The organism is Pseudomonas frederiksbergensis (genome assembly GCF_900105495.1).
Taxonomy (GTDB): domain Bacteria; phylum Pseudomonadota; class Gammaproteobacteria; order Pseudomonadales; family Pseudomonadaceae; genus Aquipseudomonas; species Aquipseudomonas frederiksbergensis.
In genome coordinates, this window is the sequence record NZ_FNTF01000002.1 from 2,202,579 (window position 1) to 2,216,164 (window position 13,586).

At 58.7% G+C, this 13,586-nt stretch carries 16 protein-coding genes; all 16 read left to right on the forward strand.

The genetic code is table 11. From position 1 onward, the window contains the following. Positions 1 to 176 precede the first annotated feature (176 nt). The 16 genes from iscR to bamB all read left to right on the forward strand — a co-directional run bounded on the left by iscR (position 177) and on the right by bamB (position 13,511). Entirely contained in the window at positions 177 to 668 is a 492-nt protein-coding gene (gene iscR / locus BLW70_RS10430) for a Fe-S cluster assembly transcriptional regulator IscR (RefSeq protein WP_007903581.1), read from the forward strand. Between the two features lie 50 nt (positions 669 to 718). After that, complete coding sequence (locus tag BLW70_RS10435; protein ID WP_074873944.1) at positions 719 to 1,933, forward strand: IscS subfamily cysteine desulfurase; 1,215 nt, start codon at positions 719 to 721, stop codon at positions 1,931 to 1,933. Positions 1,934 to 2,017: 84 nt separating this feature from the next. After that, positions 2,018 to 2,404: a Fe-S cluster assembly scaffold IscU gene (gene iscU / locus BLW70_RS10440; protein WP_003443374.1), complete on the forward strand. Its 387-nt coding sequence runs from the start codon at positions 2,018 to 2,020 to the stop codon at positions 2,402 to 2,404. 34 nt (positions 2,405 to 2,438) lie between these two features. After that, positions 2,439 to 2,762, forward strand: a complete 324-nt coding sequence (gene iscA, locus BLW70_RS10445; protein WP_007903589.1) for an iron-sulfur cluster assembly protein IscA — start codon at positions 2,439 to 2,441, stop codon at positions 2,760 to 2,762. Positions 2,763 to 2,770: 8 nt separating this feature from the next. After that, positions 2,771 to 3,292, forward strand: coding sequence for a co-chaperone HscB (gene hscB, locus BLW70_RS10450; RefSeq protein WP_074873945.1), 522 nt, complete (start codon positions 2,771 to 2,773; stop codon positions 3,290 to 3,292). Positions 3,293 to 3,343: 51 nt separating this feature from the next. Beyond that, positions 3,344 to 5,206 (forward strand): Fe-S protein assembly chaperone HscA, encoded by a 1,863-nt coding sequence (gene hscA / locus BLW70_RS10455; RefSeq protein ID WP_074873946.1) that lies wholly within the window; start codon positions 3,344 to 3,346, stop codon positions 5,204 to 5,206. Between the two features lie 2 nt (positions 5,207 to 5,208). Beyond that, a complete protein-coding gene (fdx, locus tag BLW70_RS10460) occupies positions 5,209 to 5,550 on the forward strand; it encodes an ISC system 2Fe-2S type ferredoxin (RefSeq protein WP_074873947.1) in 342 nt (113 codons plus the stop codon). Positions 5,551 to 5,564: 14 nt separating this feature from the next. Beyond that, the gene (gene iscX, locus BLW70_RS10465; protein WP_008147746.1) at positions 5,565 to 5,765 is read left to right on the forward strand and encodes a Fe-S cluster assembly protein IscX; all 201 of its coding nucleotides are present in this window, start codon (positions 5,565 to 5,567) and stop codon (positions 5,763 to 5,765) included. A gap of 92 nt (positions 5,766 to 5,857) precedes the next feature. Further along, a complete protein-coding gene (ndk, locus tag BLW70_RS10470) occupies positions 5,858 to 6,283 on the forward strand; it encodes a nucleoside-diphosphate kinase (protein ID WP_007903599.1) in 426 nt (141 codons plus the stop codon). A gap of 28 nt (positions 6,284 to 6,311) precedes the next feature. After that, positions 6,312 to 7,460: a dual-specificity RNA methyltransferase RlmN gene (gene rlmN, locus BLW70_RS10475; RefSeq protein ID WP_074873948.1), complete on the forward strand. Its 1,149-nt coding sequence runs from the start codon at positions 6,312 to 6,314 to the stop codon at positions 7,458 to 7,460. 12 nt (positions 7,461 to 7,472) lie between these two features. Continuing rightward, the gene (gene pilW / locus BLW70_RS10480) at positions 7,473 to 8,231 is read left to right on the forward strand and encodes a type IV pilus biogenesis/stability protein PilW (protein ID WP_074873949.1); all 759 of its coding nucleotides are present in this window, start codon (positions 7,473 to 7,475) and stop codon (positions 8,229 to 8,231) included. After that, positions 8,231 to 9,244, forward strand: coding sequence for a RodZ domain-containing protein (locus BLW70_RS10485; RefSeq protein ID WP_074873950.1), 1,014 nt, complete (start codon positions 8,231 to 8,233; stop codon positions 9,242 to 9,244). The genes pilW and BLW70_RS10485 overlap by 1 nt, the downstream gene beginning before the upstream one ends. A gap of 3 nt (positions 9,245 to 9,247) precedes the next feature. Then, positions 9,248 to 10,357: a flavodoxin-dependent (E)-4-hydroxy-3-methylbut-2-enyl-diphosphate synthase gene (ispG, locus tag BLW70_RS10490; protein WP_074873951.1), complete on the forward strand. Its 1,110-nt coding sequence runs from the start codon at positions 9,248 to 9,250 to the stop codon at positions 10,355 to 10,357. Positions 10,358 to 10,395: 38 nt separating this feature from the next. Continuing rightward, positions 10,396 to 11,685 carry a histidine--tRNA ligase gene (gene hisS / locus BLW70_RS10495; RefSeq protein ID WP_074873952.1) on the forward strand — a complete coding sequence of 430 codons (1,290 nt, stop codon included), beginning with the start codon at positions 10,396 to 10,398 and terminating at the stop codon, positions 11,683 to 11,685. Between the two features lie 40 nt (positions 11,686 to 11,725). Beyond that, entirely contained in the window at positions 11,726 to 12,367 is a 642-nt protein-coding gene (locus tag BLW70_RS10500) for a YfgM family protein (protein WP_074873953.1), read from the forward strand. Beyond that, positions 12,360 to 13,511 (forward strand): outer membrane protein assembly factor BamB, encoded by a 1,152-nt coding sequence (gene bamB / locus BLW70_RS10505; RefSeq protein WP_074873954.1) that lies wholly within the window; start codon positions 12,360 to 12,362, stop codon positions 13,509 to 13,511. The genes BLW70_RS10500 and bamB overlap by 8 nt, the downstream gene beginning before the upstream one ends. The last annotated feature ends 75 nt before the right edge of the window (positions 13,512 to 13,586 follow it).

The window sequence follows — 13,586 nt, forward strand, 5'->3', positions numbered from 1 at the left end:
GTGAGCCTGCTCGCGATGAACGATAACTCGGTACTGCTGGCTGTTAGCGGCCAGCCTTTGTTATGATGCGGCCGCTCTTTTGCGGGTAATCCCGAGTAAAGCACTAGGTCTTATAGTTGACTTAAATACTCGGGAATTGCATACTCGCCCCATTCCGAACTCCGTGGTAATTGTCCATGCGACTGACTACAAAAGGCCGATACGCCGTGACCGCCATGCTTGACCTGGCGTTGCACGCGCAGCACGGGCCGGTGTCCCTGGCCGATATCTCCGAGCGCCAAGGCATCTCCCTGTCCTACCTCGAACAGCTCTTCGCCAAATTGCGCCGCAGCAATCTGGTGTCCAGCGTCCGTGGTCCGGGCGGCGGCTATCAGCTGTCGCGCGACATGCAGGGTATCCAGGTCGCCCAGGTGATCGATGCGGTGAACGAATCGGTCGATGCCACCAAATGCCAGGGCCAGGGTGATTGCCATCAAGGCGACACCTGTCTGACCCACCACTTGTGGTGCGATCTGAGCCTGCAGATTCACGAATTTCTCAGCGGTATCAGCTTGGCTGACCTTGTCACTCGCCGTGAGGTACAAGAAGTAGCCCAGCGTCAGGATCAGCGCCGTTGCAACAGCAAGGCGCCACGCCTGGACAAGATTGAAGCGTCCGCCGTCGAATGACAGCCAAAGAGCTAGCGGCACGCCAGCCAGCCTGATTTAGGAGATAGTCCATGAAATTGCCGATTTACCTTGATTACTCTGCGACCACCCCGGTTGATCCGCGTGTCGCGCAAAAGATGAGTGAATGCCTGCTGGTCGACGGAAACTTCGGTAACCCGGCGTCCCGTTCCCACGTGTTCGGCTGGAAAGCTGAAGAGTCCGTCGAAAACGCTCGTCGTCAGGTCGCTGACCTGGTCAACGCCGATCCGCGTGAAATCGTCTGGACCTCCGGTGCCACCGAGTCCGACAACCTGGCAATCAAGGGTGCGGCGCATTTCTATGCCACCAAAGGCAAGCACCTGATCACCACCAAGATTGAGCACAAGGCTGTCCTCGACACCATGCGCCAACTGGAGCGTGAAGGCTTTGAAGTCACCTACATCGAGCCTCGCACTGATGGCCTGGTCACTCCGGAGATGATCGAAGCCGCCCTGCGCGACGACACCATCCTGGTTTCGGTCATGCACGTGAACAACGAAATCGGCACCATCAACGACATCGCAGCCATCGGCGAACTGACCCGCTCCAAGGGCATCCTGTTCCACGTCGACGCTGCTCAGTCCACCGGCAAGGTCGATATCGACCTGTCGAAGCTGAAAGTCGACATGATGTCGTTCTCTGCCCACAAAACTTACGGCCCTAAAGGCATCGGCGCACTGTACGTGAGCCGCAAGCCGCGTGTTCGCATCGAAGCGACCATGCACGGCGGCGGTCACGAACGTGGCATGCGTTCCGGCACCCTGGCGACTCACCAGATCGTCGGCATGGGCGAAGCCTTCCGCGTAGCCAAGGAAGACATGGTTGCCGAGAACATCCGCATCAAGGCCCTGAGTGACCGCTTCTTCAAACAGGTCGAAGGCCTGGAAGAGCTGTACATCAACGGCAGCATGACCGCCCGCGTACCGCACAACCTGAACCTGAGCTTCAACTACGTTGAAGGCGAGTCGCTGATCATGGCGCTCAAGGATCTGGCGGTTTCGTCCGGTTCGGCCTGCACCTCGGCTTCCCTTGAGCCTTCGTACGTACTGCGCGCCCTGGGCCGCAACGACGAACTGGCACACAGCTCGATTCGCTTCACCTTCGGCCGTTTCACCACCGAAGAAGAAATCGACTACGCCGCGCAGAAAGTCTGCGAGGCCGTTACCAAGCTGCGCACTCTGTCGCCGCTGTGGGACATGTACAAAGACGGTGTCGACATTTCGAAAATCGAGTGGGCGGCACACTGATTTCAAGTCGCCGCAAACCGGCCCTGTGAACCTTCGGGCGCAGGGCTTCAAGAGCGACTCTCTGATGAGTGAGGATTAAGAATCATGGCTTACAGCGAAAAGGTCATCGACCACTACGAGAACCCGCGCAACGTCGGCAAGATGGACGCGGAAGACCCAGATGTCGGCACCGGCATGGTCGGCGCTCCGGCGTGCGGCGATGTGATGCGCCTGCAAATCAAGGTCAACGAGCAAGGCATCATCGAAGACGCCAAGTTCAAGACCTACGGTTGCGGTTCGGCTATCGCCTCCAGCTCCCTGGCGACCGAGTGGATGAAAGGCAAGACTCTGGATGAAGCAGAGACCATCAAAAACACTCAGCTGGCTGAAGAACTGGCTCTGCCGCCAGTAAAAATTCACTGCTCCGTACTTGCTGAAGACGCTATCAAAGCGGCCGTTCGCGACTACAAGCAGAAGAAAGGCTTGATCTGACTTTCAAGATTTGGCGACGAGTAAGGAGTCACCGATGGCTATCAGCATGACAGAAGCGGCTGCTCAACACGTGCGACGCTCCCTCAACGGGCGCGGCAAAGGTGAAGGGATTCGTCTGGGTGTTCGCACCACAGGCTGTTCCGGCCTTGCCTACGTGCTGGAGTTTGTCGACGAGGTGGTTGCAGAGGATCAGGTGTTCGAAAGTCACGGCGAGAAAGTGATCATCGACCCGAAAAGCCTGGCCTACCTGGACGGTACCGAACTCGATTTCGTCAAGGAAGGGTTGAACGAAGGCTTCAAGTTCAACAACCCCAACGTTCGCGGTGAATGTGGCTGCGGCGAAAGCTTCAACATTTGAGGCTTGTCGTGGGTACTCCTTGTCATTTCGCTTTATTTGAGCTGCAACCGAGTTTCGATCTGGACCTCGATCAGCTGGCTACGCGCTACCGTGAGTTGGCGCGCGGCGTTCATCCAGACCGCTTCGCTGATGCTTCCGAGCGTGAGCAGCGGCTGGCGCTAGAGCAATCCGCGAGCCTCAACGAGGCCTACCAGACGCTCAAAAACCCACCCAAGCGCGCGCGTTACCTGCTCGCCTTGAATGGTGGCGAGCTGCCGCTGGAGGTCACGGTGCATGATCCGGAGTTTCTTCTGCAGCAGATGGAGTTGCGTGAAGAGCTCGAAGACCTGCAGGACAGCGCCGACCTCAATGGCGTTGCCGTCTTCAAGCGTCGCCTGAAGTTTGCCCAGGATGAACTGAACCAAAGCTTCTCGGCTTGCTGGAACGATGCTGCGCAACGTGAACGGGCCGAACGCCTGATGCGGCGCATGCAGTTTCTCGACAAGCTCACCTACGAAGTGCGCCAGTTAGAAGAGCGCCTCGACGATTAACCCAGTGCCGCTCCGGTCGCACGCCTGATATACAGATAAGTCCTGATAACGATGGCCCTACTGCAGATCGCCGAACCCGGCCAAAGTCCTCAACCGCACCAGCGTCGTCTGGCTGTGGGGATCGACTTGGGCACTACCAATTCGCTGGTCGCTGCGTTGCGCAGTGGTCTTTCCGAGCCTCTGGCTGACGCTGACGGGCAGGTCATCCTGCCGTCCGCGGTGCGCTACCACGCTGATCGCGTTGAAGTAGGCGAGTCGGCCAAGCTGGCTGCCGCCACCGACCCTTTGAACACCGTGCTGTCGGTCAAGCGCTTGATGGGTCGTGGTTTGTCCGACGTCAAGCAATTGGGCGACCAACTGCCGTACCGCTTCGTCGGCGGCGAGTCGCACATGCCTTTCATCGACACGATCCAGGGCCCGAAAAGCCCGGTCGAAGTCTCCGCCGATATCCTTAAGGTGCTGCGTCAGCGCGCCGAAGCGACGTTGGGTGGCGAACTGGTAGGTGCGGTAATCACCGTTCCGGCCTATTTCGACGATGCTCAGCGTCAAGCCACCAAGGATGCGGCCAAACTGGCTGGCCTTAACGTGCTGCGGCTGCTCAACGAGCCGACTGCCGCCGCTGTGGCTTACGGTCTGGATCAGCACGCTGAAGGCCTGGTCGCCATTTATGACCTGGGCGGCGGTACCTTCGATATTTCGATTCTGCGCCTGACCGGCGGTGTGTTTGAGGTTTTGGCTACCGGCGGCGACAGCGCGCTGGGCGGCGATGACTTCGACCATGCAATTGCCGGCTGGATCATCGAGAGCGCCGGTCTGTCTGCTGACCTCGATCCGGGTGCGCAACGCAATCTGCTGCAAACCGCTTGTGCGGCCAAGGAAGCCCTGACCAATGCCTCGTCCGTTGAAGTCGCTTATGGCGACTGGAAAGCCGAGCTGACCCGTGAAGCCTTCAATGCGCTGATCGAGCCAATGGTCGCCCGCAGCCTGAAAGCCTGTCGCCGCGCTGTGCGTGATTCCGGCATCGAGCTGGACGAAGTGCACGCGGTCGTCATGGTGGGCGGTTCGACCCGTGTGCCTCGCGTCCGCGAAGCCGTCGCAGAAGCCTTCGGTCGCGAGCCGCTGACCGAAATCGATCCGGATCAAGTGGTGGCCATCGGTGCCGCGATCCAGGCTGATACGCTGGCCGGCAACAAGCGCGATGGCGATGAACTGCTGCTGCTCGATGTGATTCCGTTGTCCCTGGGGCTGGAAACCATGGGCGGACTGATGGAGAAGGTGATTCCGCGCAACACCACCATTCCTGTCGCCCGCGCTCAGGACTTCACGACCTATAAAGATGGCCAGTCGGCCATGGCGATCCACGTATTGCAGGGCGAGCGCGAGCTGATCAGCGACTGCCGCTCCCTGGCGCGCTTCGAATTGCGCGGCATTCCGGCGATGGTGGCCGGTGCGGCGAAGATTCGCGTGACTTTCCAGGTCGATGCCGACGGTCTGCTCAATGTTTCTGCCCGCGAGCTGGGTTCGGGCATTGAGGCCAGCATCCAGGTCAAGCCGTCCTACGGTCTGACGGACGGCGAAATTGCCAAGATGCTCAAGGATTCCTTCCAGCACGCCAGCGACGACAAGGTCGCTCGTGTCTTGCGTGAACAGCAGGTCGATGCGCAGCGCCTGATCGAAGCGGTGCAGGGCGCCCTCGACGTCGATGGCGAGCGCTTGCTCGACGCCGAAGAGCGCATGGTCATCGAATTGCAGATGCAAGAACTGACCGAACTGATGAAAGGTACTGATGGTTACGCCATCGAGCAGCAGACCAAGCGTCTGTCGCAAGTGACCGACGCCTTTGCTGCTCGCCGCCTGGACTCGACGGTGAAAGCCGCGCTGGCGGGGCGCAACCTGAATGAGATTGAGGAATAACGATGCCACAGGTCATTTTTCTGCCACACGAGAAGTTCTGCCCGGAAGGTATGGTTGTGGAGGCTGAGCCTGGCATCTCCATTCTCGAGCTGGCCCACGAACACCATATCGAGATGGAAAGCGCCTGTGGCGGCGTCTGCGCCTGCACCACCTGCCACTGCATCATCCGCGAAGGTTTCGACTCGCTGGAAGAAGCGGATGAGCTGGAAGAAGACTTTCTGGATCGTGCCTGGGGTCTGGAGGCGCAATCGCGTCTAGGCTGTCAGGCGATTGTCGGGAATGAAGACCTGACTGTCGAAATTCCAAAATACTCGGTCAACCATGCGGCTGAAGCGCCGCACTGATTCAAGGAACTGAAATGAGTCTGAAATGGGTTGATGTGCTGGAAATCGCGATCCAGCTGGCTGAATCCAAGCCGGATGTGGATCCGCGTTATGTGAACTTCGTCGATCTGCACAAATGGGTGCTGGCATTGCCGGAGTTCAGTGATGATCCGACCCGCGGTGGCGAGAAGGTGCTTGAAGCCATTCAGGCCGCCTGGATCGAAGAAGCAGACTGAGTCTGCGCCGTATGCAGTTAGGCAATACCCAAGAACCCGCGTATAATTCGCGGGTTTAATTTTTCGCAAATTACCGTTTCTGGAGTTACACCATGGCTGTTCAACGTACTTTCTCCATCATCAAGCCTGACGCTGTTGCAAAAAACGTTATCGGCGAGATCACCACTCGTTTCGAAAAAGCTGGCCTGCGCGTTGTAGCTTCGAAACTGAAGCAACTGTCCAAAGCTGAAGCTGAAGGCTTCTACGCTGAGCACAGCGCTCGTGGTTTCTTCAACGACCTGGTTGCTTTCATGATCTCCGGTCCGGTTGTCGTTCAGGTTCTGGAAGGCGAAAACGCTATCGCTCTGAACCGTGAGCTGATGGGCGCTACCAACCCTAAAGAAGCTGCTGCCGGCACCATCCGCGCTGACTTCGCTGATTCCATCGACGCCAACGCTGTACACGGTTCGGACTCCGAAGCCGCTGCTGCTCGCGAAATCTCGTACTTCTTCGCAGCTACTGAAGTAACCACTCGCTAAGCATTGGCTTAAGAGTGAAGGTGAATCCATGACTACATCGACTGTAAAAACCAACCTGCTGGGTCTGACTCAACAGGAAATGGAAAAATTCTTCGACTCGATCGGGGAGAAGCGTTTCCGTGCCGGTCAGGTAATGAAATGGATTCACCACCTTGGCGTCGATGATTTCGACGCCATGACGAACGTCAGCAAGGCCTTGCGCGACAAGCTCAAGGCTATTGCCGAAGTTCGCGGTCCTGAAGTTGTCAGCGAGGACATTTCCACCGACGGCACCCGCAAGTGGGTGGTGCGCGTGGCGTCCGGCAGCTGCGTCGAGACCGTGTACATTCCCCAGGGCAAACGCGGCACTTTGTGCGTTTCGTCCCAGGCAGGCTGTGCCCTGGATTGCAGTTTCTGCTCCACCGGCAAGCAAGGTTTCAACAGTAACCTCACCGCCGCCGAAGTGATCGGCCAGGTGTGGATTGCCAATAAATCGTTCGGCAGCATCCCGGCGACCGCCGACCGTGCCATCACCAACGTGGTGATGATGGGCATGGGTGAGCCGCTGCTGAACTTCGACAACGTCGTGGCCGCCATGCATCTGATGATGGATGACCTGGGCTACGGGATCTCCAAGCGCCGCGTAACCCTGTCTACATCGGGTGTGGTGCCGATGATTGATGAGCTGTCCAAGCACATCGACGTCTCCCTGGCGTTGTCCCTGCACGCACCGAACGACGCATTGCGTAACCAATTGGTGCCGATCAACAAGAAATATCCGCTTAAGATGCTGCTCGAGTCGTGCCAGCGCTACATGTCGTCCCTGGGCGAGAAGCGCGTGCTGACCATCGAGTACACCTTGCTCAAGGACATCAATGACAAGGTTGAACATGCCGTTGAGATGATCGAGTTGCTCAAGAACATCCCGTGCAAGATCAACCTGATTCCGTTCAACCCGTTCCCGCATTCCGGTTACGAGCGTCCGAGCAACAACGCGATTCGTCGTTTCCAGGATCAGCTTCACCATGCCGGCTTCAATGTCACCGTCCGCACCACCCGCGGTGAAGACATCGATGCCGCGTGTGGCCAATTGGTAGGACAGGTGCTGGATCGCACCCGTCGCAGCGAACGTTATATCGCCGTGCGCGAGTTGAGCGCCGAAAACGATATCGCACAGAACGCTGCGAACAATAATTAAGAGAGGATCTCTATGTCCCTGCGCTTCGCGCTGCTTTTGCTGTTGGCCAGCCTCTGTGCTGGTTGTGTCCTGTCGGGCGATTTCAACCCGATGAAGACCAGCAAGGGCCGCGATGAAGCGCGTGTTGCCTATGTGCAGCTGGGGTTGGGGTACTTGCAGCAGGGCATGACCGAACGGGCGAAAGTACCGTTGAAAAAAGCCCTGGACCTGGATGACTCGGACCCGGATGCCAACGCTGCGCTGGGTCTGGTATTCCAGGCAGAGATGGAGCCGGAGCTGGCGGATAAGCATTTTCGCAAGGCGCTGTCTTCCAGCCCCAACGATGCGCGAATCCTGAACAACTACGGCAGTTTTCTTTTCGAAGAGAAACGCTACAAAGAAGCTTACGAGCGCTTTGAACAGGCCGCCGCTGACACTTTGTATCCTGAGCGTTCGCGGGTGTTCGAGAACCTCGGTATGACCGCTTCGAAGCTGGGGCAGCGCGATCTGGCGCAGCAGCAGCTGGAAAAAGCCCTGCGGTTGAATCGCCAACAACCGCGTGCATTGCTGGAAATGGCTGAGTTGTCCTTCGAAGACAGGCATTATGTGCCCGCGCGCGACTATTACGATCGTTTTAGCCTGCTCACCGAGCAAAATGCACGTAGTCTATTGCTCGGCGTTCGGCTGGCAAAAGTGTTTGATGATCGCGACAAGGCCGCCAGTTTTGGCCTGCAACTAAAACGACTCTATCCCGGTACGCCGGAATATCAGCAATACCTGTCGGAGCAATGATGAAAGCGGCGCATCCCGAAGTTGTAGCAGCGAATCGCGTTAATCCCGGTGAAACTTTACGCCAGGCTCGCGAAAGCAATGGCTGGTCGCTGGCCGAAGTGGCCCTCAAGCTCAACCTCACCGTCAATTCCCTGAGCAATCTGGAAGCCGGCGCTTTCGACAAGCTGCCTGGGCATACCTTTGCTCGCGGTTATATTCGCGCCTACGCGAAATTGCTCGGCATGGATCAAACCGTACTGGTCCAGCAGTTCGACCAATCCACCGGCACCGACTCCCAAGGCAGCAACGTCCATAGCCTGGGACGTATCGAAGAGCCGGTTCGGGTTTCCCACACCATTTTGCGAGTGGTCAGCCTGCTGTTGCTGTTTGCAGTGATCGGTGGTGGTTTTGTCTGGTGGCAGGATCAGACCTCATTGCGTACCAAAGACCTGACTAGCCTGAGCCCGGAACACGTGGAAGTCGAAGGCGCTGACGGCACTACCCAGATCCATCCGCTGGACGAGCCGGAAGACCAGGCCGTCGCGCAAGGTCAGGCTGAAGGCACCACCGCTCTTGCATTGCCGCAAGCCGATACGTCGGCTGAAGCGCCGGCCGAAACTGAAGCGGCTGCACCGGTTGCACCAGCGCCCGCTGCACCTGCTCACAGCGCTGCTCCGGTTGTCTCGATTCCAGTCGCGCCAGCCCCGACTGCTCCTGTGGTATCAACCCCGCCTGCGAGCGCTTCGGTGACTCCGACCATTCCCCCTCCGGCAGCGGCTGCTCCGGTTGCCGGCCAGGGTCAGGTTCAACTGCAATACACTGCCGATTGCTGGACGCAAGTGACCGATGGCACCGGCAAGGTGTTGTTGAGCGGTCTCAAGCGCAAAGGCGAAAACGTTTCCGTGAGCGGCAAGCCACCGTTTTCCGTGCGTCTGGGCTTCGCCCGCGGCGCGCAGGTCAGCTACAACGGGCAGGTGGTTGATGTCGCTCCGTTCACCAGTGGCGAGACTGCTCGCCTGAAGTTGGGTCAATAAGTCATGCACGGCGAATCTCCAATCAAACGTCGCGAATCTCGCAAGATCTGGGTCGGTAACGTGCCTGTTGGCGGCGATGCGCCTATCGCTGTGCAGAGCATGACCAACAGCGACACCAATGATGTCGCCGCCACCGTGGCCCAGATCAATCGTCTGGAAGCGGCTGGCGTCGATATCGTGCGTATTTCCGTGCCCGACATGGATGCCGCTGAGGCTTTCGGCAAGATCAAGCAACTGGTCAAGGTGCCGTTGGTTGCCGACATCCACTTCGACTACAAGATCGCTCTGCGCGTAGCCGAACTGGGCGTTGACTGCCTGCGCATCAATCCGGGCAACATCGGTCGCGAAGACCGCGTGCGTGCGGTAGTCGATGCCGCTCGCGATCGCGGGATTCCCATCCGCATCGGCGTGAACGCCGGTTCCCTGGAAAAAGACCTGCAAAAGAAATACGGCGAGCCGACTCCGGCTGCGCTGGTTGAATCTGCCCTGCGTCACGTCGAACACCTTGAGCGCCTGAATTTCCAGGACTTCAAGGTCAGTGTGAAAGCTTCCGACGTGTTCATGGCCGTCGCCGCTTACCGCTTGCTGGCCAAGGAAATCGTCCAGCCGCTGCACCTGGGCATCACCGAAGCCGGTGGTTTGCGTTCAGGCACAGTGAAATCCGCCGTGGGCCTCGGTATGCTGCTCGCCGAAGGGATTGGCGATACTATTCGCATCTCGTTGGCGGCCGACCCGGTCGAGGAAGTGAAAGTCGGCTACGACATTCTCAAATCCCTGCATTTGCGTTCCCGTGGCATCAACTTCATCGCCTGCCCGAGCTGCTCGCGGCAGAACTTCGATGTAGTCAAGACCATGAACGAGCTGGAAGGGCGCCTCGAAGACCTGCTGGTGCCGCTGGATGTCGCGGTCATCGGTTGCGTGGTCAACGGACCGGGTGAAGCCAAGGAAGCCCATATCGGCTTGACCGGCGGCACGCCAAACCTGATTTACATCGATGGCAAGCCGGCGCAGAAACTGACGAATGACAATCTGGTGGATGAGCTTGAACGCTTGATCCGCCAGAAAGCGGCCGAAAAGGTCAAAGCTGACGCTGCCTTGATCGCGCGTGGCTGAGCCTGACTAAAGAGCCGAACGAATTTAAGGATTTTAAAGTGAGCAAGTCTCTGCAAGCCATACGTGGCATGAACGACATCCTGCCCGAGCAGACTCCCCTGTGGCGTCATTTCGAAGGCACCGTCTCGCGTTTGCTGGATAACTACGGTTACAAGCAGATCCGCATGCCGATCGTCGAGTTCACCGAGCTGTTCAAGCGCTCCATCGGTGAAGTGACCGACATCGTCGAAAAAGAGATGTACACCTTCGACGACCGCAACGGCGACTCCCTGACCCTGCGCCCCGAAGGCACAGCGGCCTGCGTGCGTGCGGTGCTCGAGCACGGCATCACCGGCGGTGGCCAGGTGCAGAAACTCTGGTACATCGGCCCGATGTTCCGCCACGAACGTCCGCAGAAAGGCCGTTATCGCCAGTTCCACCAGATCGGTTGCGAAGTCTTCAACCTCGACGGTCCGGACATCGACGCCGAGCTGATCGTGCTGACCTGGCGCCTGTGGGGCGAGCTGGGCATTCGTGATGCGGTCAAGCTCGAACTCAACAGCCTGGGCACTGCCGAGTCCCGTGGTCGTTATCGCGAAGCGTTGGTCGAGTTCCTTTCGGCCCGTTCGGACATGCTGGACGAAGACAGCCAGCGCCGTCTGAAAACCAACCCTTTGCGGGTTCTGGATACCAAGAACGCTGACACTCAAGCCGTGTTGGCCGACGCGCCGAAAATGGCCGACTACCTCGACGAAGAATCCCGCGTGCACTTCGAGGGCCTCAAGGCTCGCCTGGACGCCGCCGGCATTCCTTACGTGATCAACCCGAAGCTGGTTCGCGGGCTGGATTACTACAGCAAGACCGTTTTCGAATGGGTCACCGACAAACTGGGCGCCCAGGGCACCGTGTGTGCCGGTGGTCGTTACGACGGTCTGGTGGAGCAGATGGGCGGCAAGCCGACCCCTGGCGTTGGTTTCGCCATGGGCATCGAGCGCCTGGTGCTGTTGCTTGAAACCCTGGAGCAGATCCCGGCAGAGATTTCCCGTCAGGTCGACGTCTACCTCTGCGCCTTCGGTGAAGCCGCCGAGCTGGCCGGCCTGGCCCTGAGTGAACGTGTTCGTGATCAATTGCCCAACCTGCGCCTGCAAGTGAATGCCGGTGCCGGCAGCTTCAAAAGCCAGTTCAAGAAAGCCGACAAGAGTGGTGCGTTGTACGCGCTGATCCTCGGTGACGACGAAATGGCCCAGCAAGTGGTAGGTTTCAAACCCCTGCGTGGCCAGGGCGAACAACAAAGCATTGCCTGGGATGCGCTTGCAGCACACCTGGCCACCTGCGTCGTGCAGGGTTGAAGCTGTCAAACAGCCGATTTAGCGATTAAGGAGTATTGGGGTGTCGAGTACCGAAGACGAACATCTGGCGGAGTTGAAGGACTGGTGGACACGCAACGGCAAGCCCCTGGTCACTGGCGGCCTGTTGGCGCTGGTCATCGTGTTCGGCTGGCAGGCTTTTCAAAAGTATCAGAGCAATCAGTCGCAAGGCGCCTCGGTGCTCTATCAGCAACTGCTGGAAACCACGCTGACGCCCGACGGCAAGCCTGATGCTGCCCGTGTTGCGGACCTGGCCGGCAAGCTCAACAGCGAGTTCGGCGGTAGCGCTTACGCGCAGTACGGCAGCCTGTTCATGGCAAAAGTTGCGGTCGACAGCGGCAAGCTGGATGACGCAGCCGGCGAGCTGAAAGCCATTGTTGCCAAGCCGGCCAACCCGGCGCTGGGCGAAATTGCTCGTCAGCGCCTGGCGCAGGTGCTGGCCGCGCAGAACAAGGCCGATGAAGCCCTGAAACTGCTCGAAGGCGATGCCGATAAAGCATTCCTGGCTACTCGCGAAGAACTCAAGGGCGACCTGCTGGTGCAGTTGGGTCGTACCGACGAAGCGAACACGGCGTATCAAAAAGCCAAGGCGGCACTGTCGGATGAAGCGGCAGTGGGTGGCCTGCAAATCAAGCTGGACGATCTGGCCAAAGGGGATGCGTGACGTGATTCGTTGGAAACATGCAGCATTGCTGGCTCTGGCCATATTGGCCGCGGGTTGCAGCAGCAACAGCAAAAAAGAACTGCCACCGGCCGAGTTGACCGACTTCAAAGAAGAAGTGGTTCTGCAAAAGCAGTGGAGTCGTTCGATCGGTGACGGTCAGGGCCAGTCGTACAACATGCTGGTTCCGGCGATCGATGGCGATACCATCTATGCCGCCGATGTCACCGGTGTGGTGATGGCGATGGATCGCAGCAATGGCGACGTCAAATGGAAGAAAGATCTCGAATTGCCTGTATCCGGCGCTGTCGGCGTCAGTTACGGTCTGCTCCTGATCGGTACGATCAAGGGCGAAATCGTTGCCCTGGATGCCATCAACGGTGAAGAGAAATGGCGCGCTCGCGTGTCCAGTGAAGTCCTCGCACCGCCGGCCAACAATGGTGATGTCGTTGTCGTTCAGACTCAGGATGACCGTCTGATCGGTCTGGATGCCGCTACCGGCAACCAGCGCTGGTTGTATGACAGCACTCCAGCGGTATTGACCCTGCGCGGCACCAGCGCGCCGATCGTCACCAACCGCCTCGCGGTGGCTGGCCTGTCGACCGGTAAAGTGGTCGCTCTCGATATTTCCAACGGCGTGCCGGTGTGGGAACAACGTGTAGCAATTCCACAGGGTCGTTCGGAACTGGAGCGCGTTGTCGATATCGACGGCGGCCTGCTGCTTTCCGGCGAAACGTTGTACGTCGCCAGCTACCAGGGTCGCGTTGCGGCACTGGACCTGCAAAGCGGTCGTCAGCTCTGGCAGCGTGATGCTTCCAGCTATGCCGGTGTCGCCCAGGGTTTTGGCAACGTCTACGTGAGTCTGTCTTCGGGCACCGTTGAAGGCGTCGACGAACGTTCCACCACAGCCTTGTGGAGCAATGATTCGCTGGCTCGTCGTCAACTGTCGGCTCCGGAAGTGTTCTCCAGCTACGTTGCAGTCGGCGACATGGAAGGCTACCTGCATCTGCTGAGCCAGGTGGACGGTCGTTTCGTCGGCCGCGAGCGCATCGACAGCGATGGCCTGCGTGCCCGTCCGCTGGTGGTGGGTGACACGATTTATCTGTATGGCAACAGTGGCAAGCTGGAAGCCCTGACCATTAAGTAAAGGTTTGACTATGCTTGGGGTTTAACCCCAGGCAGCCTTGCTCTGCAAGGTTCGCAGCGCCCTCAAGCGCTGCCC

What these genes read in the sequence shown, in the direction of transcription:
- iscR (WP_007903581.1), top strand. Translation starts at nt 177, where the DNA reads ATGCGACTGACTACAAAAGGCCGATACGCCGTGACCGCCATGCTTGAC.
- BLW70_RS10435 (WP_074873944.1), top strand. Translation starts at nt 719, where the DNA reads ATGAAATTGCCGATTTACCTTGATTACTCTGCGACCACCCCGGTTGAT.
- iscU (WP_003443374.1), top strand. Translation starts at nt 2,018, where the DNA reads ATGGCTTACAGCGAAAAGGTCATCGACCACTACGAGAACCCGCGCAAC.
- iscA (WP_007903589.1), top strand. Translation starts at nt 2,439, where the DNA reads ATGGCTATCAGCATGACAGAAGCGGCTGCTCAACACGTGCGACGCTCC.
- hscA (WP_074873946.1), top strand. Translation starts at nt 3,344, where the DNA reads ATGGCCCTACTGCAGATCGCCGAACCCGGCCAAAGTCCTCAACCGCAC.
- fdx (WP_074873947.1), top strand. Translation starts at nt 5,209, where the DNA reads ATGCCACAGGTCATTTTTCTGCCACACGAGAAGTTCTGCCCGGAAGGT.
- iscX (WP_008147746.1), top strand. Translation starts at nt 5,565, where the DNA reads ATGAGTCTGAAATGGGTTGATGTGCTGGAAATCGCGATCCAGCTGGCT.
- ndk (WP_007903599.1), top strand. Translation starts at nt 5,858, where the DNA reads ATGGCTGTTCAACGTACTTTCTCCATCATCAAGCCTGACGCTGTTGCA.
- rlmN (WP_074873948.1), top strand. Translation starts at nt 6,312, where the DNA reads ATGACTACATCGACTGTAAAAACCAACCTGCTGGGTCTGACTCAACAG.
- pilW (WP_074873949.1), top strand. Translation starts at nt 7,473, where the DNA reads ATGTCCCTGCGCTTCGCGCTGCTTTTGCTGTTGGCCAGCCTCTGTGCT.
- BLW70_RS10485 (WP_074873950.1), top strand. Translation starts at nt 8,231, where the DNA reads ATGAAAGCGGCGCATCCCGAAGTTGTAGCAGCGAATCGCGTTAATCCC.
- ispG (WP_074873951.1), top strand. Translation starts at nt 9,248, where the DNA reads ATGCACGGCGAATCTCCAATCAAACGTCGCGAATCTCGCAAGATCTGG.
- bamB (WP_074873954.1), top strand. Translation starts at nt 12,360, where the DNA reads ATGCGTGACGTGATTCGTTGGAAACATGCAGCATTGCTGGCTCTGGCC.